27 protein-coding genes are annotated in these 22,731 nt (G+C 36.3%); 20 read left to right on the forward strand and 7 right to left on the reverse strand.

Features of this window, described 5'->3' with window-relative positions; translation table 11 throughout:
* From CVT15_RS01995 to CVT15_RS02090, 20 genes are all read left to right on the forward strand, one after another.
* The gene (locus CVT15_RS01995) at positions 1-636 is read left to right on the forward strand and encodes a biotin--[acetyl-CoA-carboxylase] ligase (RefSeq protein ID WP_087585505.1); all 636 of its coding nucleotides are present in this window, start codon (positions 1-3) and stop codon (positions 634-636) included.
* On the forward strand, positions 633-1,415 hold the full coding sequence (locus CVT15_RS02000; protein ID WP_021090449.1) for a ParA family protein: 783 nt from the start codon (positions 633-635) through the stop codon (positions 1,413-1,415). Before CVT15_RS01995 ends, CVT15_RS02000 begins: the two co-directional genes overlap by 4 nt.
* A 15-nt stretch (positions 1,416-1,430) precedes the next feature.
* Complete coding sequence (locus CVT15_RS02005) at positions 1,431-2,291, forward strand: ParB/RepB/Spo0J family partition protein (protein ID WP_103576910.1); 861 nt, start codon at positions 1,431-1,433, stop codon at positions 2,289-2,291.
* Between the two features lie 95 nt (positions 2,292-2,386).
* Positions 2,387-2,809 (forward strand): FoF1 ATP synthase subunit B', encoded by a 423-nt coding sequence (locus CVT15_RS02010; protein WP_103576909.1) that lies wholly within the window; start codon positions 2,387-2,389, stop codon positions 2,807-2,809.
* A 9-nt stretch (positions 2,810-2,818) separates the two neighbouring features.
* Positions 2,819-3,331 (forward strand): F0F1 ATP synthase subunit B, encoded by a 513-nt coding sequence (locus CVT15_RS02015; protein WP_103576908.1) that lies wholly within the window; start codon positions 2,819-2,821, stop codon positions 3,329-3,331.
* Positions 3,331-3,861: a F0F1 ATP synthase subunit delta gene (locus CVT15_RS02020; protein ID WP_087585509.1), complete on the forward strand. Its 531-nt coding sequence runs from the start codon at positions 3,331-3,333 to the stop codon at positions 3,859-3,861. Before CVT15_RS02015 ends, CVT15_RS02020 begins: the two co-directional genes overlap by 1 nt.
* Before the next feature lie 14 nt (positions 3,862-3,875).
* Positions 3,876-5,393: a F0F1 ATP synthase subunit alpha gene (gene atpA / locus CVT15_RS02025; protein ID WP_009294343.1), complete on the forward strand. Its 1,518-nt coding sequence runs from the start codon at positions 3,876-3,878 to the stop codon at positions 5,391-5,393.
* 9 nt (positions 5,394-5,402) lie between these two features.
* Entirely contained in the window at positions 5,403-6,290 is an 888-nt protein-coding gene (atpG, locus tag CVT15_RS02030) for an ATP synthase F1 subunit gamma (protein ID WP_087585510.1), read from the forward strand.
* 11 nt (positions 6,291-6,301) lie between these two features.
* Positions 6,302-7,699, forward strand: coding sequence for a F0F1 ATP synthase subunit beta (gene atpD, locus CVT15_RS02035; protein WP_103576907.1), 1,398 nt, complete (start codon positions 6,302-6,304; stop codon positions 7,697-7,699).
* Positions 7,700-7,717: 18 nt separating this feature from the next.
* Complete coding sequence (atpC, locus tag CVT15_RS02040) at positions 7,718-8,107, forward strand: ATP synthase F1 subunit epsilon (RefSeq protein WP_021090667.1); 390 nt, start codon at positions 7,718-7,720, stop codon at positions 8,105-8,107.
* A complete protein-coding gene (locus tag CVT15_RS02045; RefSeq protein WP_051288435.1) occupies positions 8,108-8,692 on the forward strand; it encodes a MotA/TolQ/ExbB proton channel family protein in 585 nt (194 codons plus the stop codon). It begins immediately after the preceding gene.
* Positions 8,693-9,091, forward strand: coding sequence for a biopolymer transporter ExbD (locus CVT15_RS02050; protein WP_021090535.1), 399 nt, complete (start codon positions 8,693-8,695; stop codon positions 9,089-9,091).
* A 1-nt stretch (position 9,092) separates the two neighbouring features.
* Positions 9,093-10,040 (forward strand): TonB C-terminal domain-containing protein, encoded by a 948-nt coding sequence (locus tag CVT15_RS02055; protein ID WP_107898053.1) that lies wholly within the window; start codon positions 9,093-9,095, stop codon positions 10,038-10,040.
* A gap of 24 nt (positions 10,041-10,064) precedes the next feature.
* Positions 10,065-11,321 (forward strand): Tol-Pal system protein TolB, encoded by a 1,257-nt coding sequence (tolB, locus tag CVT15_RS02060; RefSeq protein WP_084041265.1) that lies wholly within the window; start codon positions 10,065-10,067, stop codon positions 11,319-11,321.
* A gap of 64 nt (positions 11,322-11,385) precedes the next feature.
* Entirely contained in the window at positions 11,386-11,892 is a 507-nt protein-coding gene (locus CVT15_RS02065; protein ID WP_021090913.1) for an OmpA family protein, read from the forward strand.
* Positions 11,893-11,909: 17 nt separating this feature from the next.
* Positions 11,910-12,752 carry a tetratricopeptide repeat protein gene (locus CVT15_RS02070; RefSeq protein WP_087585513.1) on the forward strand — a complete coding sequence of 281 codons (843 nt, stop codon included), beginning with the start codon at positions 11,910-11,912 and terminating at the stop codon, positions 12,750-12,752.
* Positions 12,753-12,808: 56 nt separating this feature from the next.
* Positions 12,809-13,417, forward strand: a complete 609-nt coding sequence (locus CVT15_RS02075) for an FKBP-type peptidyl-prolyl cis-trans isomerase (RefSeq protein ID WP_230853982.1) — start codon at positions 12,809-12,811, stop codon at positions 13,415-13,417.
* A gap of 9 nt (positions 13,418-13,426) precedes the next feature.
* Positions 13,427-14,356 carry an ACP S-malonyltransferase gene (gene fabD, locus CVT15_RS02080; RefSeq protein ID WP_103576904.1) on the forward strand — a complete coding sequence of 310 codons (930 nt, stop codon included), beginning with the start codon at positions 13,427-13,429 and terminating at the stop codon, positions 14,354-14,356.
* Positions 14,353-15,036, forward strand: coding sequence for a 5'-methylthioadenosine/adenosylhomocysteine nucleosidase (locus CVT15_RS02085; RefSeq protein WP_103576903.1), 684 nt, complete (start codon positions 14,353-14,355; stop codon positions 15,034-15,036). The genes fabD and CVT15_RS02085 overlap by 4 nt, the downstream gene beginning before the upstream one ends.
* A complete protein-coding gene (locus CVT15_RS02090; RefSeq protein ID WP_103576902.1) occupies positions 15,033-15,791 on the forward strand; it encodes a tRNA 2-thiocytidine biosynthesis TtcA family protein in 759 nt (252 codons plus the stop codon). Before CVT15_RS02085 ends, CVT15_RS02090 begins: the two co-directional genes overlap by 4 nt.
* Positions 15,792-15,972: 181 nt before the next feature.
* On the opposite strand, the gene recO is transcribed toward CVT15_RS02090, so the two are convergent.
* From recO to bamA, 7 genes are all read right to left on the reverse strand, one after another.
* Positions 15,973-16,587 (reverse strand): recombination protein RecO, encoded by a 615-nt coding sequence (gene recO / locus CVT15_RS02095; RefSeq protein ID WP_087585518.1) that lies wholly within the window; start codon positions 16,585-16,587, stop codon positions 15,973-15,975.
* Complete coding sequence (locus CVT15_RS02100; RefSeq protein ID WP_103576901.1) at positions 16,588-17,511, reverse strand: tRNA dihydrouridine synthase; 924 nt, start codon at positions 17,509-17,511, stop codon at positions 16,588-16,590.
* Complete coding sequence (locus tag CVT15_RS02105; protein WP_103576900.1) at positions 17,508-18,506, reverse strand: uroporphyrinogen III synthase HEM4; 999 nt, start codon at positions 18,504-18,506, stop codon at positions 17,508-17,510. The genes CVT15_RS02100 and CVT15_RS02105 overlap by 4 nt, the downstream gene beginning before the upstream one ends.
* A 9-nt stretch (positions 18,507-18,515) precedes the next feature.
* Complete coding sequence (gene dksA / locus CVT15_RS02110; RefSeq protein WP_035167251.1) at positions 18,516-18,872, reverse strand: RNA polymerase-binding protein DksA; 357 nt, start codon at positions 18,870-18,872, stop codon at positions 18,516-18,518.
* 10 nt (positions 18,873-18,882) lie between these two features.
* Entirely contained in the window at positions 18,883-19,338 is a 456-nt protein-coding gene (locus CVT15_RS02115; RefSeq protein WP_103576899.1) for a 23S rRNA (pseudouridine(1915)-N(3))-methyltransferase RlmH, read from the reverse strand.
* Positions 19,339-19,340: 2 nt separating this feature from the next.
* On the reverse strand, positions 19,341-20,255 hold the full coding sequence (gene accD, locus CVT15_RS02120; protein WP_103576913.1) for an acetyl-CoA carboxylase, carboxyltransferase subunit beta: 915 nt from the start codon (positions 20,253-20,255) through the stop codon (positions 19,341-19,343).
* 131 nt (positions 20,256-20,386) lie between these two features.
* A complete protein-coding gene (bamA, locus tag CVT15_RS02125) occupies positions 20,387-22,642 on the reverse strand; it encodes an outer membrane protein assembly factor BamA (protein ID WP_103576898.1) in 2,256 nt (751 codons plus the stop codon).
* Positions 22,643-22,731 lie beyond the last annotated feature (89 nt).

A 22,731-nucleotide genomic window follows, 5' to 3' on the forward strand; every position in this document is an offset into this window, starting at 1 on the left:
TTGAAAGTAGAGTTTTTTCAAAGTTTGCCTTCGACGCAGGAATTTTTGATAGAGGCCCTAAAAAACGGCGATATAAAGCCACCGCACATGATCGTAGCGTACAATCAAACCAAAGGGGTCGGCAGCCGCGGCAACAGCTGGGAGGGACTTGGCGGAAATTTGTTTATGTCATTTTGCATAAGTAAAGATGAGCTGCCAAGCGATATACCTCCGCCCTCAATCTCGATATATTTTTCTATGTTGATGCGTGAAGTCTTGAGCGAACTTGGCTCAAAGTGCTGGCTAAAATGGCCAAATGATTTTTACGTAGATGATCGCAAAATAGGCGGTACCTTGACAAATAAAGTGGATGAAATTTACATCTGTGGTATAGGGATAAATTTAACGAGTGCGCCTGAAAATGCGGGCATTTTAGACATAAAAACTAGCGTAGATGAGCTAGTTTGGGGCTTTGTTAGCATGCTTGATAAAAAGATTTTATGGAAGCCAATTTTTAGCAAATTTAGGATAGACTTTTGCAAGTCAAAAAGTTTTATTACGCATATTGCAAATAAGGCTGTTTCGCTTCAAAATGCTGAAATTTGCGAAGATGGAGCGATCTTACTAAATGGGGAAAAGGTATATTCTTTAAGATGAGCGAGATAATAACAATAGCTAATCAAAAAGGCGGTGTTGGCAAGACTACAACAGCCGTAAATTTAGCCGCGTCACTGGCGGTTGCTGAGAAAAAAGTATTATTAATAGACATCGATCCGCAGGCAAACGCGACGACTGGACTTGGCTTTAGCAGAAGTGACTATGAGTTTAATATCTATCACGTCTTAACAGATAGAAAAAAGCTCTCGCAAATCGTATTAAAAACTGAGATCCCAACACTTTTTTTAGCTCCATCAAACATCGGACTTGTCGGTATTGAGCAAGAATTTAATGATCAAAATAAGGACTATAAACTAATCCTTAAAAATAAAATTTCAGAAGTTGTAAACGACTATGATTTTATTATCATTGATAGCCCTCCGGCACTTGGCAGCATCACGATAAATGCTCTTAGTGCAAGCGATAGCGTTATTATCCCGATTCAATGTGAATTTTATGCACTTGAGGGACTAGCGCAGATCCTAAATACAGTTAAGATCATCAAAAAAACGATAAATCCAAAGCTTAACATAAAGGGCTTTTTACCGACTATGTTTAGCTCGCAAAACAATCTCTCAAAAGAGACAATTGCTAATTTAAAGCAGCATTTTGAAAATAAGCTCTTTAAGAGTAAGGACAGCAAAGAGGAATTTGTGGTTGTTCCAAGAAATGTGAAACTTGCTGAAAGCCCAAGTTTTGGCAAGCCAGTCATACTTTATGATATAAAATCACCAGGCTCGATCGCGTATCAAAATTTGGCATATTGTATTTTAAACTAAAAAATAAGGAAAAAAATGGCTAAAAAAGGTGGATTAGGGCGCGGACTTAGTGCGATACTTGAAGATGTAGAGCAGGCCTACAGCAAAGAGATTGCAAATTTAAACGACTCTGAGATAGTCGAAGAGATAAATATAGATGAAATTTTACCAAACCCATACCAGCCAAGAACGCATTTTGACGAAGAAGCTTTAAAAGAGCTAAGTGCCAGCATCAAAAGGCACGGACTAATACAACCAATAATCGTCATCAAAAAAGATGATGGCTATATGCTAATAGCCGGTGAGCGAAGATATCGCGCTACAAAGATGCTTGGAGCAAGCAAGATAAAGGCGATCATCGCTGATATCAAGTCTCAAAATTTAAGAGAGCTTGCACTTATTGAAAATATCCAACGTGAAAATTTAAACCCAATCGAACTTGCAAAGTCGTATAAAGAGCTCATAAATGAGTATAAGATCACACAAGACGGCTTGGCAAATATCATTCATAAAAGTAGAACACAAATAACAAATACGATAAGGCTTTTACTTCTTAGCGACTATACGCAAAAACTTTTACAAGAAGACAAGCTCACACAAGGCCACGCTAAAGTTATAGTTGGGCTTAGCGCCGAAGAAGAAAAGATGGTTGTTGATACGATCATCGGTCAAAAGTTAAGCGTTAGAGACACAGAAATTTTAGTAAAAAAGATAAAAAATAAGGAAGAGATAAAAGACAAAAAGCCAAAAATTTCTGAGGAAATGAGTAAAAAACTATCAAATTTACAAGAAATTTTTAAAAATTTAAAGATAAAGACAAAAGTAAAATCTAGCAATCTAGTTTTAGAATTTAATAATATTTCACAGATAGAAGAATTTATTTCTAGGCTAAAATAGAATTACAAATTTATTTTTATTTTTAGTAATTTATTGTAAAATCAGACTTTAATTTGAATATTAAATAAAACTTAATGATAAAATAAGGAGAGTGGATGTTAGAAATAGATGTGCCATTGATGCTTTTAACGGCTGTCGTTTTCTTGGTATTGATCGCTATTTTGAATTCCTTGCTTTATAAGCCAATGCTCAAATTCATAGATGACAGAAATGCCTCTATAAAAAATGATGAAGAGAGTACTAGTAAAAATGCAAGTGATCTAAGTGTTCATGAAAAAGAGATTGAAGAGATTATATTAAACGCAAGGACTGAGGCCAATAAAATAAGACAAGAAGCCTTAAATTCGGCGATAGAAGAGTCTTTAAAAGAGGTTAATGCTGTAAAAAGTAGCCTAAAGGCTGACTATAATGAATTTCTAAACGCCTTAAGCTCTCAAAAAGATAGCCTAAAAGCAGACCTATCAGCTAAACTACCAGAACTTAGAGCTGCTTTAAATGCTAAACTCTCTAAAATATAAAGGAAATTTATGAAGATAAAAATTTTATTTTTTATAGCACTTCCATTTTTAGCATATGCGAGCGAGTATGGCGGAACAAACTATGATATAGTTGAGAGAACGCTAAACTTCTTACTTTTCTTTGGTATTTTGGTTTATTTTGCTGCTAAGCCACTTAGGGCTCTTTACCAAAGCAGGATTGATGGGATCGCAAATAAGCTTGAGAGTATCCAAGAAAAACTCCGTGATTCTAAGGCCAAAAAAGATGACGCTCTAAAACGTGTAGAAGAGGCTAAGCAAAATGCAAACTCTTTAATCGAAACTGCTAAAAAAGAGGCTTTAAATCTAGCTGCTAAGGTTAAAAAAGAGGCTCAAAATGATATCGCAAATATTGAAAAGGGTTATAAAGAGCAAAAAGAATTTGAAGAGCGCAAGATGACAAAAGGCGTTGTAAATGAAATTTTGAGCGACATTTTCTCAAGCGATAGCCTAAAAGTCGATCAAAAAGAGCTTGTAAATATCATACTTAAAAAGGTTAGCTAATGAATGAAGTAGTAGCCAAAAAATATGTTAAAGCGATCCTGAGCGATGCAAAGCCAGGTGAGCTAAATGCCTTTATCGAAAATTTAGTTGAGCTAGCTGCAGCTTTTAGAAGCGAAAAATTTAAAAGTATCATAAGCTTGCCAACTTTAAAAGCTGCAAAAAAGGTTGAATTTATACTTTCTTTAGTAAAAAATTCAGACGCCAAATTTGCAAATTTTATAAAGCTTCTTGGTGCAAATAAAAGACTAGAGCTTATCCCAGCGATCTTAAACGAGATGAAGATAGAGCAATCTTTGCTTGAAAATACATATCGTGGCGAGGTTATTGGAAATTTTGATCTAAGCGCTGATCAGTTAAAAGCTCTAGAAGAGAATTTCTCTAAGAAATTTAACTCTAAGATCAAGCTTGATGGCTCAAAGAGCGATTACAACGGCGTAAAAATTGAGTTAGATGATTTAGGTGTCGAGGTAAATTTCTCTATCGATAGACTAAAAAGTCAAATGAGTGAATATATATTAAAAGCAATTTAAAAAGGAGTGAAAGCGTGAGTGCAAAAATTAAAGCTGACGAAATTAGCACGATAATCAAAGAGCGTATTGAAAATTTTGATTTAAGTGTTGATGTAGAAGAGACCGGTAAAGTCATCTCAGTCGCTGATGGCGTTGCTAACGTTTATGGTTTGAAAAACGTTATGGCTGGTGAGATGGTTGAGTTTGAAAGCGGCGAAAAGGGTATGGCTCTTAACCTTGAAGAGAGCAGTGTTGGTATAGTTATCCTTGGAAAAACTAGCGGCATTACAGAAGGAAGCTCTGTAAAAAGACTTAAAAAACTTCTACGTGTTCCAGTTGGTGACGCATTGATCGGCCGTGTTGTAAATTCACTTGGTGAGCCAATCGACGCAAAAGGCCCAATTGAAGCTACCGAATCTCGCTTTGTTGAAGAAAAAGCAAAAGGTATTATGGCTAGAAAGAGTGTTCATGAGCCACTTCAAACAGGTATCAAAGCGATTGACGCACTTGTGCCAATCGGTAGAGGTCAAAGAGAACTAATTATCGGCGACCGCCAAACTGGTAAAACAACAGTTGCTATCGATACTATCATCAACCAAAAGGGTCAAGATGTTATTTGTATCTATGTAGCTATCGGTCAAAAACAATCAACCGTTGCTCAAGTCGTTAAAAAACTTGAAGAGTACGGCGCTATGGACTACACGATAGTTGTAAATGCTGGTGCTAGTGATGCAGCTGCACTTCAATACCTTGCTCCATACGCTGGTGTAACAATGGGTGAATACTTTAGAGATAACTCTCGCCACGCATTAATCATCTATGATGACTTATCAAAACACGCGGTTGCTTACCGTGAGATGTCTTTGATCTTAAGAAGACCACCAGGCCGTGAAGCTTATCCGGGCGATGTTTTCTATCTTCACTCAAGACTTCTAGAAAGAGCAAGTAAGCTAAATGACGCACTAGGTGCGGGATCTTTAACAGCTCTACCTATTATTGAGACTCAAGCAGGCGACGTTTCAGCTTATATTCCAACAAACGTTATTTCTATTACAGATGGTCAAATTTTCCTTGAGAGTGACTTATTTAACTCAGGTATCCGCCCAGCGATCAATGTTGGTCTTTCTGTTTCTCGTGTTGGTGGTGCAGCTCAGATCAAAGCTATCAAACAAGTTTCTGGCACACTAAGACTAGACCTTGCTCAGTATCGCGAACTACAAGCGTTTGCTCAATTTGCAAGCGACCTTGACGAGAGCTCCAGAAAACAACTAGAGCGTGGTCAAAAGATGGTTGAAGTACTAAAACAACCTCCATATTCTCCACTTCCAGTTGAGAATCAAGTAGTTATAATATTTGCTGGTGCTAAGGGTTATTTAGATGATGTTGCAACTGCAAATGTAACAAAATTTGAGGCTGAGCTATATCCATATATTGAGGCAAAATACCCTGAAATTTTTGAGCAAATCAGAACTAAAAAGGTTCTTGATAAAGAAGTAGAAGAAATTTTACATAAAGCGTTGAAAGATTTTAAAGCGACTTTTGCCGCTAACTAGGGCCAAGATATGTCAAATTTAAAAGATATAAAACGAAAGATTAAGAGCGTTCAGAATACTCAAAAGACGACGCGTGCGATGAAGCTTGTTTCTACAGCAAAGCTTCGCAAAGCTGAAGAGGCCGCACGCTACTCTAGAGTTTACGCACTTAAGATCAATGAGGTTTTATCGGAGATAGCTTATAAGATCAATCAATATGCTTCAGTTATGACTGAGAGTAAATTTTTTAACACAACAAAGAGTGTAGAAAAGGTTGATATTATATTTGTTACCGCTGATAAAGGGCTTTGTGGTGGCTTTAATGTCCAGACTATAAAGACAGTTAGGCGCATGATTGATGAGCTAAAAGCAAAAAAGATCAAAGTCAGACTAAGAGCTGTTGGTAAAAAGGGTATAGAATTTTTCAATTTCCAAGGCGTTGAACTACTTGAGACTTACGTCGGAGCTAGCTCTTCTCCTACATATGAAAAAGCTCAAAAAATCATAAAAGATGCCATCGATGACTTTACAAACGGCATAACTGATAAAGTCGTGCTAATACACAATGGCTATAAAAATATGATTTCTCAAGAGATTAGGGTAAATGATATTGTGCCTATTGAGCCGTCTAAGATAGTTGCAGTTGAGACAAAATCTTTGATGGAATTTGAGCCAGAAGACAATTATACTAAGATCATGGATGAATTGCTCAATAAATATTTTGAGTATAGTATGTATTATGCTTTAGTTGACTCTTTGGCGGCTGAGCACAGTGCTAGAATGCAAGCTATGGATAATGCAACAAACAATGCTAAAGAGCGCGTTAAACAGTTAAATCTTGCTTACAATAAAGCAAGACAAGAGTCTATTACCACTGAGCTTATTGAGATCATCAGTGGTGTTGAATCAATGAAATAAAAGGAGTATGAATGAAGGGTGTTATTAGTCAAGTTATGGGCCCTGTGGTCGATGTTGACTTTAATGACTACTTGCCGAAGATCAATGAAGCTATCGAAGTTTTCTTTGAGGTTGAGGGCAAGAAACATAAACTAATATTAGAAGTTGCTGCTCACCTAGGTGATAATAGAGTCAGAACTATTGCTATGGATATGAGCGAGGGTCTGACTCGTGGCTTAGAGGCTAAAGCACTTGGTACACCTATTAGTGTGCCAGTTGGTGAAAAAGTTTTGGGTAGAATTTTTAACGTAGTTGGTGATTTGATCGACGAGGGTGAGGGTATAAATTTTGATAAACGCTGGTCTATTCACCGCGATCCCCCTCCATTTGAAGAGCAAAGCACAAAAAGTGAAATTTTTGAAACTGGCATCAAGGTGGTTGATCTTTTAGCTCCTTACGCAAAGGGTGGTAAGGTAGGTCTATTTGGCGGTGCTGGTGTTGGTAAAACGGTTATTATTATGGAGCTTATCCACAACGTTGCGTTTAAACACAGCGGTTATTCTGTATTTGCAGGCGTTGGCGAGAGAACTCGTGAAGGAAATGACCTTTATCACGAAATGAAAGAAAGTAACGTTTTGGATAAAGTTGCCTTGTGCTACGGCCAAATGAACGAGCCACCAGGAGCAAGAAACCGTATCGCTCTAACTGGTCTTACAATGGCTGAGTACTTCCGTGATGAGATGGGGCTTGATGTTTTGATGTTTATCGATAATATCTTCCGTTTTTCTCAATCAGGCGCAGAAATGTCAGCTCTACTTGGACGTATCCCATCAGCTGTTGGTTATCAGCCAACTCTTGCAAGTGAGATGGGTAAATTCCAAGAAAGAATCACATCAACTAAAAAAGGTTCAATCACATCTGTTCAAGCTGTTTACGTTCCTGCGGACGACCTTACGGATCCAGCTCCTGCTACTGTTTTTGCTCACCTTGATGCTACAACGGTTCTTAATAGATCGATCGCAGAAAAAGGTATTTATCCGGCTGTTGATCCGCTTGATTCAACATCAAGAATGCTTGACCCACAAATTTTAGGAGCAGATCACTATAAGGTAGCTCGCGGCGTTCAAGCTGTGCTCCAAAAATATAAAGATCTTCAAGATATCATCGCTATCCTTGGTATGGACGAGCTTAGCGAAGAAGATAAGTTAACAGTTGATAGAGCAAGAAAGATCGAGAGATTTTTATCTCAGCCATTCTTTGTTGCTGAAGTATTTACAGGTAGCCCTGGTAAATATGTAAGTCTTGACGAAAATATAGCTGGCTTTAAGGGAATTTTAGAGGGTAAATATGATCACTTACCAGAAGTAGCATTTTATATGGTTGGAAATATAGATGAGGCTTTAGCTAAAGCTGAGAAACTTAAGGCTTAAATTTAAAAAGGAAGCGTAATGGATAAATTACATTTAGAGATCGTAACTCCTCAAGGTCAGATATTTAATGATGACGTGAGCAGTGTAGTGCTTCCAGGTAGTGAGGGTGAGTTTGGCGTTTTACCAAACCACGCCTCATTAATATCTCTTTTAAAAGCAGGTATTATAGATATAGAACATAAAAATAAAAAACATGATGTTGTTGCGATTAACTGGGGCTATGCAAAGATTGACGAAGGCAAGGTAGTAATACTTGCTGACGGTGCGGTTTACGTCTCTGGCGATAGTGAAAGCGAGCTTGCAAATTCATTGGAAGCTGCTAGAAATTTGATAGAGAGCATGAGCAGTGATACAAATGCTTTTGCAGCAACTATATCTAAAATGGAAAATGTAGTGAGAACTAGATAAGTGGGCGGCATAGATTTATTTTTAAATTACATTCAAAGAAGTAGTTTTATTACAATTATTGTTTTAACTTGGCTGTCAATATATTTTATAGTTAGTTTCACAATTCTTTTTTCAAGAATGGCTGGTATTGGAGCTTGGCAAAAACGTGAGCAAAATGCACTTGAAGCACTGCTTATGGGTGCTAAAAATATTCCAAATGATTCGTCTTTGAGAAAATGTGCAAATGGAAGAATCTCAAGAGAAAAACTAAATGTATGTATAAGCATAGCCGAGAAAAATGCTACAAGTGGACTAACGTGGCTAAGTGTCATAGCATCTACTTCGCCTTTTATCGGTCTTTTTGGAACCGTTGTTTCTATTTTAGAGACATTTTCACAGCTTGGAAATGGTGGAGGTTCATCACTTGGTATTATCGCTCCAGCTATTTCAGAGGCACTTGTTGCAACTGGTTGCGGAATTTTTGTTGCCATCCCAGCATATACATTTAACTTACTCATAAAAAGAAAAGCTTATGAATTAATGAGCGTTATTGAGCGTCAGGCTGATGTAATGATAGCACTTAAAAAAGATGATGAGATACTATAAATGGCCGTTAAATTTACCGATGAGACACCAGAGCTAAATATAACTCCTCTTGTTGATATTATGCTTGTTTTACTAGCCATTTTAATGGTTACTATGCCAACCATAACATATCAAGAGGATATTACTCTTCCAGATGGTTCAAAGGCAAAAACTTCAACATCTAAGCAAAAAGACCTTATAGTATCTATAAATTCGCAAGGACAAGTTAGAGTTGATCAAAGTACTATGAGCCTTGCTGAGTTTCCTGATAATATCGCATTAATGAGTACAAAATACGATAAAACCTCGCCTATCTATATAAAAGCTGATAAAAATTTAAAATACGATGATGTTATGTTTGTATTAAAGACTTTGAAAGGTGCTGGTTTTAATAAAGTAGCTTTAGAGACAAACGGTTAAAATGTCAAATAAAGTTAAATTTCCAACGCTTAGTTCGTTTCTTGTAGCATCTTGTATTTACGTTACAATTATACTTATTTTATTTATAAAGCTTACATTTTTTGTAGAACCTCCTAAGAAATATACCGATGATAAAGATGCTATTATGGATGTGGTTATGGTTGATAGAGAAGTTGATCAAACCATTAAAGCTCCAAAACAAGCAGATGAAGTAGTTAAAGAGACAAAGCCCGAACCAAAAAAGGAGTCTGAAGAAGATAAGCAAGAGACTACAAATAAGCCTGTTGTACCAGATGAACCATTACCTACCCCAAGCTTACCAACTCCTCCAAAAGAGGAACCAAAACCTGAGCCTAAAAAACCAGAACCAAAACCAGAAATTTTAAAACCAAGTGAAGAACCCAAAGAAGATGTTAAGCCAGAGCCAAAACCTGAGCCTAAGCCTACACCAAAACCAGTTGAAAAGCCAAAACCAAAAGAGCCAAATATAAAAGACCTCTTTAGTGACATAGATTCTACGAAACTTAAAAAAGATGATGGTATAAAAAAGGCCGAAAGTAAAGTGCAAAGCCGTAAAAAAAGCGAAGCTTCTAGTTCAAAAGCCGCAAAAGAAGCTAGTGATATAATAAAGAGTTTAAAGATAGATCAAAATCCAACTGCTCCAAAATCGCAAATGACAGGTACTTATGATAAATTATTTGGTGAGATAACAAAACAAATAGAAAGAAGATGGCAAAGCTATAAGGCCGACTCTGCAAATTTAGCTAAAGTTAAAGTTATGATAGATCAGAGCGGAAATTTTAGCTATGAAATTTTAGAGCTATCATATAATGAAGAATTTAACGCAAAAGTAAGAGAGTGCTTAGAGAAACTTACAACGGAGAAATTTCCATTCAATCCAGACAAAAGCACTACTTTTAATTTAAATTTAGAAGATAAAATAAACTAAAATTTATAAAATTATGGAGTAGAGATGAAGAAAATTTTTCTTTTTTTATGTGTTGCTCTAGGGCTTTATGCTGCTGATGCAACCATATCTGTTGTAAATCAAGGTATTGCCTTGCCAAAGATAGCTTTGCAAGATGCAACAACTGCTGTTAGCGATATGGGTTTTAAAGACAAATTCTTTAAAATCATGCTAGGAGATCTAAAGGTTAGTTCCGATTTTGAAGTAATCGAAGACCATGTGCCTTCTACCTATGAAGGGGATGCGACTACTAATACAATGAGTGATAAAGGCGTCGAGCTTATCTTTAGATATGCACTTGAAGGCTCTATGGGCTCACCTCTTACTTTAAGAGTAAAACTGATAAACGCTAAAACAGCAACTACAAGATATGAGAAGGTTTACACTATGCCAGACGGCGCAAAGTATCCGTTTTTGGCGCATAAAAGTATAGTTGAGCTTACTAATGAGCTAAATTTACCACCAGTTGGCTGGATGGAAAAATTTATTATTCTTTCAAAATATACTTCAGCTCGCCAAAGCTCTATCATAGTTGCTGATTATACACTTACATATCAAAAGACCATAGTAAGTGGCGGTCTAAACATTTTCCCAAAATGGGCAGGAGCCGATCAAAGTAAATTTTACTATACATCTTATGTGAATAATAAGCCAACTTTATTTAGATATGATCTAAATTCTGGTACAAAAACGAAGATAATTGATAGCATTGGCATGCTTATAGCCTCAGATGTTAGTAAGGATGGAAGTAAAATTCTATTAACTATGGCACCAAAAGATCAACCAGATATCTTTATCTATAATACAAATAGTAAAAATTTGACGCAGATTACTAATTATCCAGGTATAGATGTAAATGGAAATTTTGTAGATAATGATAGTAAGATAGTTTTTGTATCAGATAGACTTGGTTATCCTAACGTTTTTGCAACTCCTGCGATTTCTGGCGGAAGTGTTGAACAAATGGTATTTCATGGTAAAAATAACAACTCTGTAAGTACATTTGAAAATTATGTTGTTTATTCAAGTAGGGAAGCAAGCGGTAGTTTTAATATATATCTAATTTCAACTCAAACGGATTTTATACGCCAGCTTACAGCAAATGGCAAAAATAACTATCCAAGATTCTCAAGCGATGGGCAAAGTGTTGTCTTTATAAAAGAGCTTGGCGGTCAAAGTTCATTAGGGGTTGTTAGGCTAAATGAAAACAGAAGTTTTCAGTTTCCTTTAAAAGTAGGAAAAATTCAATCTATAGATTGGTAAGATTCTGATAAAATTTAAAATTTTTGTGATATAATTCGACCAAATTTCTAAAAAAGGATAAGGAATGAAAAAAGTAGTTCTAGCAAGTGTTGCAGTTGCAACTTTATTGTTGAGCGGTTGTAGCTCAAAAAACCCTGAAGTTGATATGAATTCAAATTCAAATCAATCTGCAGACAATTCAGGTAGCATGAGCGATGCTGATAGATTAGCAGCTCTTATTGCTAATATCGAGAGTCAAGTTAAAAGTGTATACTTCGACTTTGATAAATTTAACATAAAAGCTGATCAACAAGGTGTTGTTAGCTCAAATGCATCAGTATTCAACCAAGCTGACGCCCAAGCTCTTTCTATAAAAGTAGAAGGTAACTGCGATGAGTGGGGTACAGATGAGTATAACTATGCTCTTGGTTTAAAACGTGCTAAAAGTGCTAAAGATGCTCTTGTAAGAAATGGCGTTAGTGCTGATAGAATCGCTGTAGTTAGCTTTGGCGAAAGCAATCCAGTTTGCACAGATAAAACAAAAGCTTGCGATGCTCAAAATAGACGTGCAGATTTCAAAGTACTTCCATAATTTATAATTAAATAATAATGAACAAAAAATCAATTATAGTGGCTCTGATTGGAGCCACTATCTCCGCTACCCTTGGCCAAGAGATTTCAGCTTTTGATGCTGGCAATATGGATAGTGCGAATCCATATGGTCTAACTGACAATGAAAAAGTTACCTTAAATAATAAGCGAAGTGTTCAAAATATTGAAGAGAATATGAATAGTGTTTTAGAACAACTTCAAGGTTTGCAAAGCTTGTTTGAAAGCATGAGTGCTAGAATGAATAAGCTTGAGCAAAGAATAAATGATATAGAGACGAAGGTAAATGGTGGCATAAGTGATTCTGGTGTAAGTTTGACATCACTAAAGGCTTATGTTGATGAAACTAGAGATATACAAGACAAAAACTACAAAAATATTACTGCTGCCTTAAATAAATTAGGTGCAATAATGGATAAAAATGCTGCCCAACCAAAGCAAAATGCAAATCAAAAACAACAAAATAAGCCAACTTCAAATTTTAGTGGAAAAAGCGATAAAGATATTTTGGCTGATGGCATTAAACTTTTAAATTCTGGCAATAGCACAGAAGCAGCTGAATATTTTGAATATTTAAATAAAAAAGGCTATAAAACTGGTGCAACAAATTATTATTTAGGTGAAGTTGCTTACAGTCAAAAATCATACAGCACAGCTATACAATACTACAAAAAAAGCATACAGGACGAAGATAAGGCTGACTATACACCAAAACTTCTATATCACACAGCTATAAGCTTTGATAAGATAGGTGATACGCAAAGTGCAAATAGATTTTATAAGGCTTTAAAAGTCGGTTATCCAGATAGCAAAGAAGCCAAAGCCTCTCCCAATAGAAACTAAATTTTAATCTTTTTTAGATATAATCCCACATTAATCAAAAAACCAAATCTAAGGAGATTATTGTGAGTAAAGATCAAGTTATAACTATGTTTTACGAACTAAAAGATGCTAACACTGGTGAAATTTTAGAGTCAAACATGCAAGAAGGTGGCCAAATTTCATTTATAACAGGGCATGGCCATATTATAGAAAAGCTTGAAGAAGAAGTAAGCAAATTAAAATCAGGCGAAAGAGCAACTATAAGTGTAAAGGCAGCAGAGGGTTGTGGTGAATATAATAATGAAGCCATTCAGTCGTTACCAAAAGAGCAATTTGCTGGTATAGATTTGCATGAAGGAATGGAACTTTTTGGTCAAAATGAGGATGGCTCAAGCGTTCGTGTTATTGTTAAAGAGATCAGAGATGATGAAGTGACAGTTGATTTTAATCATCCATATGCTGGTAAAGATTTACTATTTAATGTTGAAGTTTTAGAAGTTAGAGATGCGACAGAAGATGAAAAAGCAACAGGCATGGTGGCTGGGGCTCATACTTGCGGTTGCGGTGGTCACGATCACGATCACGATCATGAGCATGAGTGCTGCGGGGGTCATGGACACGGGCATGGACACGGACACGAGGATGGTGGTTGCGGTTGCGGTGGACATGGACATCACCATCACTAAGAAGCTAAAATGAAAAAATTTGCTTTTGTTTTTGCGGGCCAAGGCTCGCAAAGTATTGGTATGGGAAAAGACTTTTACGAAAATTTTTCTACTGCTAAGTTACTTTTAAATGATGCTTGTAATGACACTGGCATTGATTACAAAGAGCTTTTATTTACACAAAACGATAAGTTAGATAAAACAGAATTTACTCAGCCAGCTATCGTCTTAAACTCGCTAATGACTTATTTGGCTTTTTCAAATTTTATTAAAGAAAAACCAGAATTTAGTCTTGGGCACTCACTTGGAGAATTTACCGCTCTTGCAGTTAGTGGAGCATTTAATTTTATTGATGCGATTAGGCTTGTGAATTTACGTGGTAAATTTATGCAAGAAGCCTGCGTTGGCAAAGATGCTGGCATGATGGTAGTTCTTGGACTTAGTGATGAAGTGGTTGAAGAAATTTGTAAAAAAGCAAGAGAAGAAGGTTTACAAAATTATGCTGCAAACTACAACTGCGATGGACAAATCGTTGTCGCTGGTGTAAGAGCTGATCTTGCTAGCTATGAAACAAAATTTAAAGAAGCTGGCGCAAAAAGAGCAATGCTTTTAAATATGTCGGTGGCAAGCCATTGTCCGATACTTGAACCAGCTAGTGTTAGGCTGGCAAGCGAGCTTGAGAGTACTTTGGCTACCAAATTTTCTCCAGTTGTCTCAAATGTAAATGCTAAAATTTATACCGATAAAAGCGAAGCACTAGTCCTACTAAAAGAGCAGCTAATAAAACCAGTTTGCTATAAACAAAGCATTAAAAACTATGAAAATGATGTTGATTGTTTTATCGAGCTTGGTGCTGCGACGTTAAAGGGCATCAATAAAAAAATTACTGAAAAGCCAACTTATAGTATTACTGATATGGCAAGTCTTGAAGAAGTTGTGAAAATTTTGGAGGAGAGATGATAGCGATACTAGGAGCTATGCAAGAAGAGATAACGCCGATCCTTGAAATGGTCGGTGAATATAAAACTATTCAATATGCAAATAATAAATTTTACTTAGCAAACTATAAAGGAAAAGAGCTAGTCATTGCCTATTCAAAGATAGGCAAAGTAAATGCAGCTATAACAGCAACTTTAATGGTAGAAAAATTTAAGGCCTCAAAGTTACTCTTTACCGGCGTAGCTGGCTCTCTTGATGAGAGTTTAAAAATAGGCGATATGCTTTATGCTACTAGCTTAGTACAACATGATCTTGATATTACGGCTTTTGGCCATCCTTATGGCTATGTGCCAGGCACAAGTATTTTTGTCAAAAGCGATGAAGGGCTAAATGAACTGGCAAAAAAGATAGCTGATAAAAAAGATATGAGCTTAAGTGCTGGTATTATTGCAACCGGAGATCAGTTTATCTGCGATAATGAAAAGAAAGTTTGGATTAAAAAGATATTTAATGCGAGCGTTACCGAGATGGAAGGTGCTAGCGTTGCACTAGTTTGCGAAACACTTGGTGTGCCATTTTTTATACTAAGAGCTATCAGCGATGGAGCTGGTGATGCAGCAGAGTTTGACTTTGATAAATTTTTGCAAGATTCAGCAAATGTTAGTGCAAAATTTATACTTGAAATGGTAGAAAATTTATGATAGAGCTTAGTAAAAGGCTTCTTAGGCAAGTTGGTCAGACAAATGCCAGATACAAGATGATAGAGGGCGGAGATAAGATCTTGCTTGGTCTTAGCGGTGGTAAAGATAGCCTCGCACTCGCTCACGTACTAAAGCATATCCAAAACGTCACACCTGAGAAATTTGAGTTTAAAGCAGTAACACTAAGCTACGGCATGGGTGAGGACTACGCTTATCTTACGAAGCATTGCAATGAGCACGGAATAGAGCATGAAGTAATAGATAGCTCAATCTTTGAAATTTCAAAAGAGAAAATCCGTAAGAATTCTAGTTTTTGTAGTTTCTTTTCTCGTATGAGAAGAGGTTATCTTTATACTTACGCCTTAAAGCATGGTTTTAATAAACTTGCGATTGCTCATCATTTAGACGATGCAGTGGAGAGCTTTTTTATGAACTTTACATATAATGGTGCACTAAGGACGCTTGCTCCAAAATATACTGCAAAAAATGGTATCACGATTATTAGGCCATTTATCTTCGTTCGCGAGAGACAGCTTCGCGAAAATGCTATCAAAAATGAATTAAGAGTTATCGGTGATGAAGCATGTCCTGCAATGAGATTTGACGTAAAGATGCCGCATGCTAGATATGAAACCAAACAGCTTTTAGCGACTTTAGAAAAAGAAAATCCAAAACTTTTTACTTCGCTAAAAGCAGCATTTGAAAATATCCATACTGATACTTTTTTTGCTCTCAATAGCAGTAGTGAAGAGTAAAATTTTACTTGCTTTTTGGGACTAATCCCAAAAAGCAAGCTATAAATATTTCTATTTTAATCTTCTTTTTAAAAATTTTTGCCTTTGGTTATAATTTTATAACTTAGAAAATTTAAGCTTAAAAAAATAGTCATGTGTTTTAAACATTAAGAAATAGCTATTTAAAATAGCAAGCTATAGCCTAAAGTCCATCAAGTAAAATTTTATAAAGTCGGTTTATCTCATCGTCATTTAGCTCGATCGTGCTTTTTGTATCAAACAAATTTTTGATCTTGCTAGTGTCAAATTCGCTCCTGTCAAGGCAGTGCTTATGAGAGGGCAAAAAGCCACGAGTTAGGCAAAGCTCGTTTTCTATCTCCTCATCGCAGATAAAGCACTCAAGCTCGCTGTGAAGCCTACCTTCATACTCTAAAATTTTAGCGTAGCTTTCGATGATAAGGCGCTTTGGATTTTGTAGCTGCATCTGTTTGGCGCAGCGATCAAGCTCGTTAAAATAAATTTCATCGAGCTGCTCGACCTCTTTTAGATGATCATAAAGTAGGCGCATGAACTGCTGCCAAATAATGAGTTTGTCGCGCTCTAGCAGCCATTTAAAGCCAAGATGAAGTATGCTTCTAAGCTTTGGTAGAAATTTTGCCTCTTGCTCTAGCTCAAAGTCGATCTTGTAGCCGGTCATGATATTTGAGTGGCGTGCGCCAAAAAATCTATATGACTTTACGAGCAAATTTGGCGTTAGCACAAAGACTAAAAGGTCCTCGTCTCTGACCTTTTGCACGCGCAGGATATAGCCTTGCATCTAGGCAAAAAACTCCCTTATACGCTCTCTCATCGCTGTCACATCTTTGATGAAATTTATATTGTTTCTAAAGGTTGTTGCACCGTCGATGCCTTTGCTGTATTGATGTAAGTGTTTTCTAAATATGCAAAGTCCGTGCTCACCGTAGTGCTCAATCATCGCATCAAAGTGAGCTAGGATGATCTTTTGTTTTAGCGCCTTATCCACGCTACTTTTGGTCTTTATCTCGTGAAATATCCAAGGATTGCCTATGCTTGCTCTGCCGATCATTAGGGCGTCACACTTTGTAAGGTTTAAAATTTCATCTGCATTTTGTGCATTTATATCACCATTTGCGACGACTGGAATTTTTACACTAGCCTTTACTCTAGCGATCGCTTCGTAATCAACCTTTGCACTGTATCCGCCAGCTCTTGTACGCCCATGCACTGCGATGTAGTCTGCGCCGGCTTCTTCGCAGGCTTTTGCTATCTTTTCTTCATTTTTATCGTTAAAGCCAAGTCTAAATTTAACACTTAGGCTCTCTTTGTTTGAGACGCTTTTTATGGCTGAGATTATATTTTGAAGTTTGTTAAGATCGTTTAGTAAAGCAGAACCCGCTCCTTGTCTAACGACCTTTGGTACGGGGCAGCCACAGTTTAGATCGAGCCCATAAATTCCATCAAATTTATTGATGATTTGCACAGCTTTTTTTATATTTTCTGTGTCATTACCAGCTATTTGAACGATATAAGGCTCTTCGTTTGAGGATTTTTTAATCATTTCAAACGTTTTTTCACTGCTCTCATAGACCAAGGCGTTTGCACTGATCATTTCGCTAATAGTGACATCACAGCCAAATTTTTTAACTACGCTTCTTAGTGGCAAGTCAGAAAAGCCAGCAAGAGGTGCTAAGAAAAGTGGCTTTTTGCTAAAGTCTATCATTTAAAAAATAGTGAGCTAGGCACCATTTTGCCGTTATCTCGTAAAAACAGCAAGACCTTTATCTCTTTAAACTCATCTGGGTCGCTACCTTCGATAGCCTCTCTTACTTTATCAAGCATCTGAAGCTCAAATAGCGCATATACGTAAGCCTCATCAGCGTCAGCATGGATGCTTTTTAGCTTCTCAAAGATGCCGATAAATGCATCTGGTTTTAGCTTATTTTTAAGCATTATAGCTACTTTGTCGTATTGTGCTTTTGTCACTTTTGCGTTGTTTAAAAGATCAAAAATTTCATCACTGCTTAGATCGATCTCGTCATTTACAAAGCGGGTAATAATAAGCATTATATCTTCACTCGCTAGTTCAAAATTTAATCTTTTGATCTCGCTAAAAGAAGCTACTTTTATGAGTTTATCAAATGCGGCTTTTTTAAGGCTCTCGTTTTGATCTTGATTTTTAAGTATGTCAAGATAGTAAGTAGGTAGTTGCTCGATTTTATTTAGCTCATTTAGGATATTTAACTTGCTATCTTTTGCTAGTCTAAATTTCTTTAGATCGACAATCTCTTTATTTTTTATACTTTTTATAGTTTGTAAGATATTGTTTATCTCGGCATCATCTACACCGACATCTTTAAGCTCGCCTACTGGTGAGATAGAACGAGTAAGCTGTGAGGCGATCTTGTAAGTATCGGTTTTAAAGTCTTTGTTGCTCTCAAAGCCAAGAAGTGTCTCTTTGGCTAAATCTTTATAAAGCTGGCTATCTTTTTTGATCCATTTTTTATATCTATAAAAAGCATATCCATGATAAGCGATATGAAGTAGAGCAAGAAGTGCTAAAACAGCTACTGGAAGAGCGACCCAAATAGCAATTGGCAAAGTTATAGTTTGGCCTAAAAGCTCAAATGTGTAATCAGAACTATTAAGAGAATAAGCAAGTCCTGCAACAACTACTATATAGATTATGCAATAGACGAGAAATTTTCTAGTTTTCATATTTTCTCCTTAGTTTTTTGCTGTTTTTTCGATTATTTCACGGCAAGTTATGCAGTATTTTGCATGCGGTTTTACCTTTAGTCGCGGTATGCTGATCTCCTCTTCGCACATATCACAAATTCCATAAGTTTTATTTGCTATCTTCTCTAGTGCTTCATCTATCTCTGATAGCTCCGCTCTTTGTTGTGTCGAGATCGAATGCTCTATTAGCTGGTCTGTATTCACTGAAGCTATATCAAACTCATCGCTTACACCACTATCTCTTAAGCCATTTACTTCAACAGATGAATCATAGATATTTTTTTTGATCTGTAATTTTCTTTCTTCAAGTAATTTTTTAAAAAAATTTAGCTCAGTTTGTGTCATTTATATTCCTTTATTTGTGATATGGATGGTTTGCATTTATGCAAAGTGCTCTAAAAATTTGCTCAAAAAGTACAAGCTTGGCAACCTTATGCGCCATCGTCATCTTGCTCAAACTTACGACTTTTTGTGCTTTATTTTTTAAATTTTGGCTAAGGCCATAAGCTCCACCTATGAAAAAGTTAATTTGTGAATTTGAGTTTAAAATTTGTGCAAATTCTTGGCTGTCAAGTTGCAAACCATTTTCATCAAGTATTACGCAAAATCCTTTTAAATTTGGCTCGTAAATTTCATCATAAGCTCTTAGCGCATCGCTTCTGCCAATACTTTGAGCTTTTGCTATTTTTTCATTGAAAAAGACTTTATCGTTTATCTTGGCAAATTTTGTACTCATTTTTATATATTCTTGTATTTCGTTTTCAAAGTTGTCACGTGATGATTTTTGAATGCTAAAAACTGAAATTTCCAAATTTAGCCTTTGGTTTTTAGCTTTAGTTCAAAGTTGTTTCCACTCTCATCTTGGTTATCTTTTTGATGTATTGTCTTATTATTTGTGAGAAATTTAACCATATCGCTTATATATTTTTTATGTTCGCTTCTTGGCACAATAGCATCGATTAAGCCATGTTCTAATAAAAACTCGGCTCTTTGAAATCCCTCTGGAAGGTCAGCACCAATGGTTTGTTTGATGACCCTTTGACCAGCAAAGCCTATCAATGCGCCAGGTTCAGCGATTATTAGATCTCCAAGCCAAGCAAAAGAGGCACTAACACCACCCATCGTCGGATCAGTAAGTATTGAGATATAAGGTAACTTTGCTTCATCGAGTAGTTTTAAAGCAGCTGATGTCTTTGACATTTGCATCAAAGAGAATGTACTCTCTTGCATTCTAGCTCCACCTGAAGCACTCACTATGACTAAAGCTTGGCATTTTTCTATTGCTCGTTTTATCGCTCTTACGATCTTTTCACCCTCAACTGAAGCTAGCGAACCACCCATGAAGCCAAAGTCAAAAACAACTAGCTGGATCTCTTGTCCGTCGCATTTACCTTCGCCACATATCACTGAGCTTGTGCGTCCTGTTTTTTCTTTATTTTCTGTGATTCTTTTTTTGTATGATTTTTTATCAACAAAATTTAGTGGATCTACCGGTTTTAAATTCGCGTCAAATTCTACAAAGCTATCTTCATCACAGATTAAATTTATACGATCGGTAGCTTTTAATCTCATATGATAGCCACATTTCGGACATACATTAAAACAAGCTTCAACTTCTTTGTAGTACATCAGTGAGTGACAATTGTCGCATTTTACCCAGTGTGTAGGCGCTTCTTCTGGACGAGGTTGAGCTTTTCTTATCTTTGAAAAAATATCTGAGAAATTCATATTTTTACCCACTTATATTAAAAATTGTGGGATTATATCTAATGTTTGCCTTGCTTTTTCTTATATGACTTAAAGTTTGTTTATTTGTAGAGGTTTAAAGGGGTAAGTTGGCCCCTTTAAAAAATATCTTGTTAGAAGCGTCTTCCGATAGTAAATTCAAATGTATTTGTATCATCGCCCTCTTTAGGTTTAAGAGCTTTTGCAAAGATTAGTTGAAGTGGTCCAATAGGAGTTATCCATTCTATGCCGGTTCCAACTGAAGATCTTTTTATCTCATTTAGGCTATTCTCACCGATCATGCCGTAGTCATAAAATACAACACCACGCATTTTGACACGATCTATTATAGGGAAGCTTATTTCAGCTGAATTATTAAACGAAGTTTCGCCACCATATTCGTAGTAGTCGCCATTATATTTTACCTTTGGAGATACGGTTCTACTCTCGTAACCACGTAAGCTTCTTATACCACCAAGGTAAAGTCTTTCGTTGATTGGAGTATATCCTCTTTCCCAAATTTTGCCAAAGCTTGCTTTGTATCTTAAGATAAGATCGTAGTCGATGTATTCTCTAAGACCTAGATAATAGTTGAAATTTGTGCGATTTTTGATAAAGTCTATATCGCCACCAAGTCCAGCTATCTCAAATGATGTACTAGCTATGATGCCACGTCTTGGCAAGTAATAATCATCGGTGCTATTATATGTTAAAGCCGGAGTTATAGCGCTTTTTATAGCCTTGCCTTCTCTATAAATTTCTTTTCCAGTTTTTTCGTTGATATTTTTTAGCTCATCATCTTTTAGAGTAACTTTACTTTGCTCGATATTATAAGTAAGTGATGCACTTAAATTTCTAGTTAATTTTCTACCAAGTGTTGTGCTAAAGCCGTAGCTTCTCTCTTTATATGTTCTCCAGTCATAGTCATTTGCGTAAAGTGTTCCACCAAGGCTATACTCTGAGTCAAAAATTCTTGGGTTTGTAAGACTTATCTGGCCTGAAAGCTCTCTGTCGCTCTTATCTACGCTTACTTGTCCTTGAAGACCAGAGCCAAAGATATTTGTATCAGAAAGTGCTGCATTTAGTAGTAGTCCGTCACTGCTGCCGTATCCGATACCGCCGCTTATTGAGCCAGTTGAGGCTTCTTTTACTTTTACTTTTAGATCGACTGTATTTTTATCGACTGGATCTTCTTCTATCTCGACATCGTCAAAGTAGCTTGTTCTTTTTAGCGCATCTTTTGAGTCTTGAAGGTCGGTTCTACTATATAAATTTCCTTCAGTTAGATAAAGTTCGCGTCTTACAACGCGGTCAACAGTCCTATCGTTTCCTGAAATTTGAACATTTCTTATATATACTTTTTCTCCAGGATCGACTTCATAGTCAATATCGACAGTTTTATTTTCATCAAATTTATCAGTCTTTGGATAGACTTTTACAAATGCATAACCTTTATCAGCAACCATATCATCGAGCTTTTTCATATCTTGGCGAAGCCTTGCTGAGTTCATCGTATCGCCAGCCTCAAGTCTAAAGTCATCTATGATCTTTTTAGTATCAAGTCCTAGCTCTTCAGGTGCTGTGATGCTTACATTTGAAACCTTATAAGGCTCGCCCTCGTGGATGTAGTATGTAAGATCAGCTGTGTAGTTATCAAATGACGCATTTAGGTAAGGTGATGAAACTGTCGCATCTAGATAACCTTTTTGAAAATATTTATCTTGAATCCTTGCTGGGTCGTTTTCAAGTTCAAAAAGTTTAACTTTTCCGTCGTTTCTGCCCCAAAGCCAGCCCATAAATTCTCTACTTTTGTTTGCAACTACTGGCTCGATATCGTCATAGTCAAATTCTTTTGCCCCGACTAAATTTACATTTTTGATTATCATATTTTCGCCGCGGTTTATGTTGAGTGTTATAAAAAGTGAGCTGTCGTTATCTGCAACTGGTTGTTTTTCTACGTCTACAACGGTATCAAAATAACCCTTTGACTCATAATACTGACGAATTCTCTCTTTAGTTTTTTCTATTGTAAGCTCATCATACATATTGCCTGGTTTGATGTTGATTAGCGACTCGATCGCAGTTTTATCATTTGTTACAACACCTTTTAGATCAACTCTCGCAACACTTGGCTTCTCTTTTACAGCTACTAAAAGATTGCCATTGCCTGTATCTTCTATGTAGATATCGTCGAAATAATTTTGTTTGTATAAATTTGTGATCGCCTTATCGCTAAGCTTTGGAGTCAGATCCTGACCGACTTTTAAGCCCATTATTTGGCTTGCTACTTCAGGCGAAAGGTGAATTAGGCCTTTAAAATTTATTGACTGGATTGTTTGTGCACTTAGGCCGCTGAAAGCTAATGCTAATAAAAATAATTTCTTTTTCATTAAATTTAACCTAGAGTTTTAGTATAAATGCGTATAATATCATATTTTATTTTTAATAAATTTAAATTTTATAATTTTGAAGGTTTTTT

Origin of the sequence: Campylobacter concisus, assembly GCF_003048595.2 — a bacterium.
Lineage (GTDB): Bacteria > Campylobacterota > Campylobacteria > Campylobacterales > Campylobacteraceae > Campylobacter_A > Campylobacter_A concisus_L.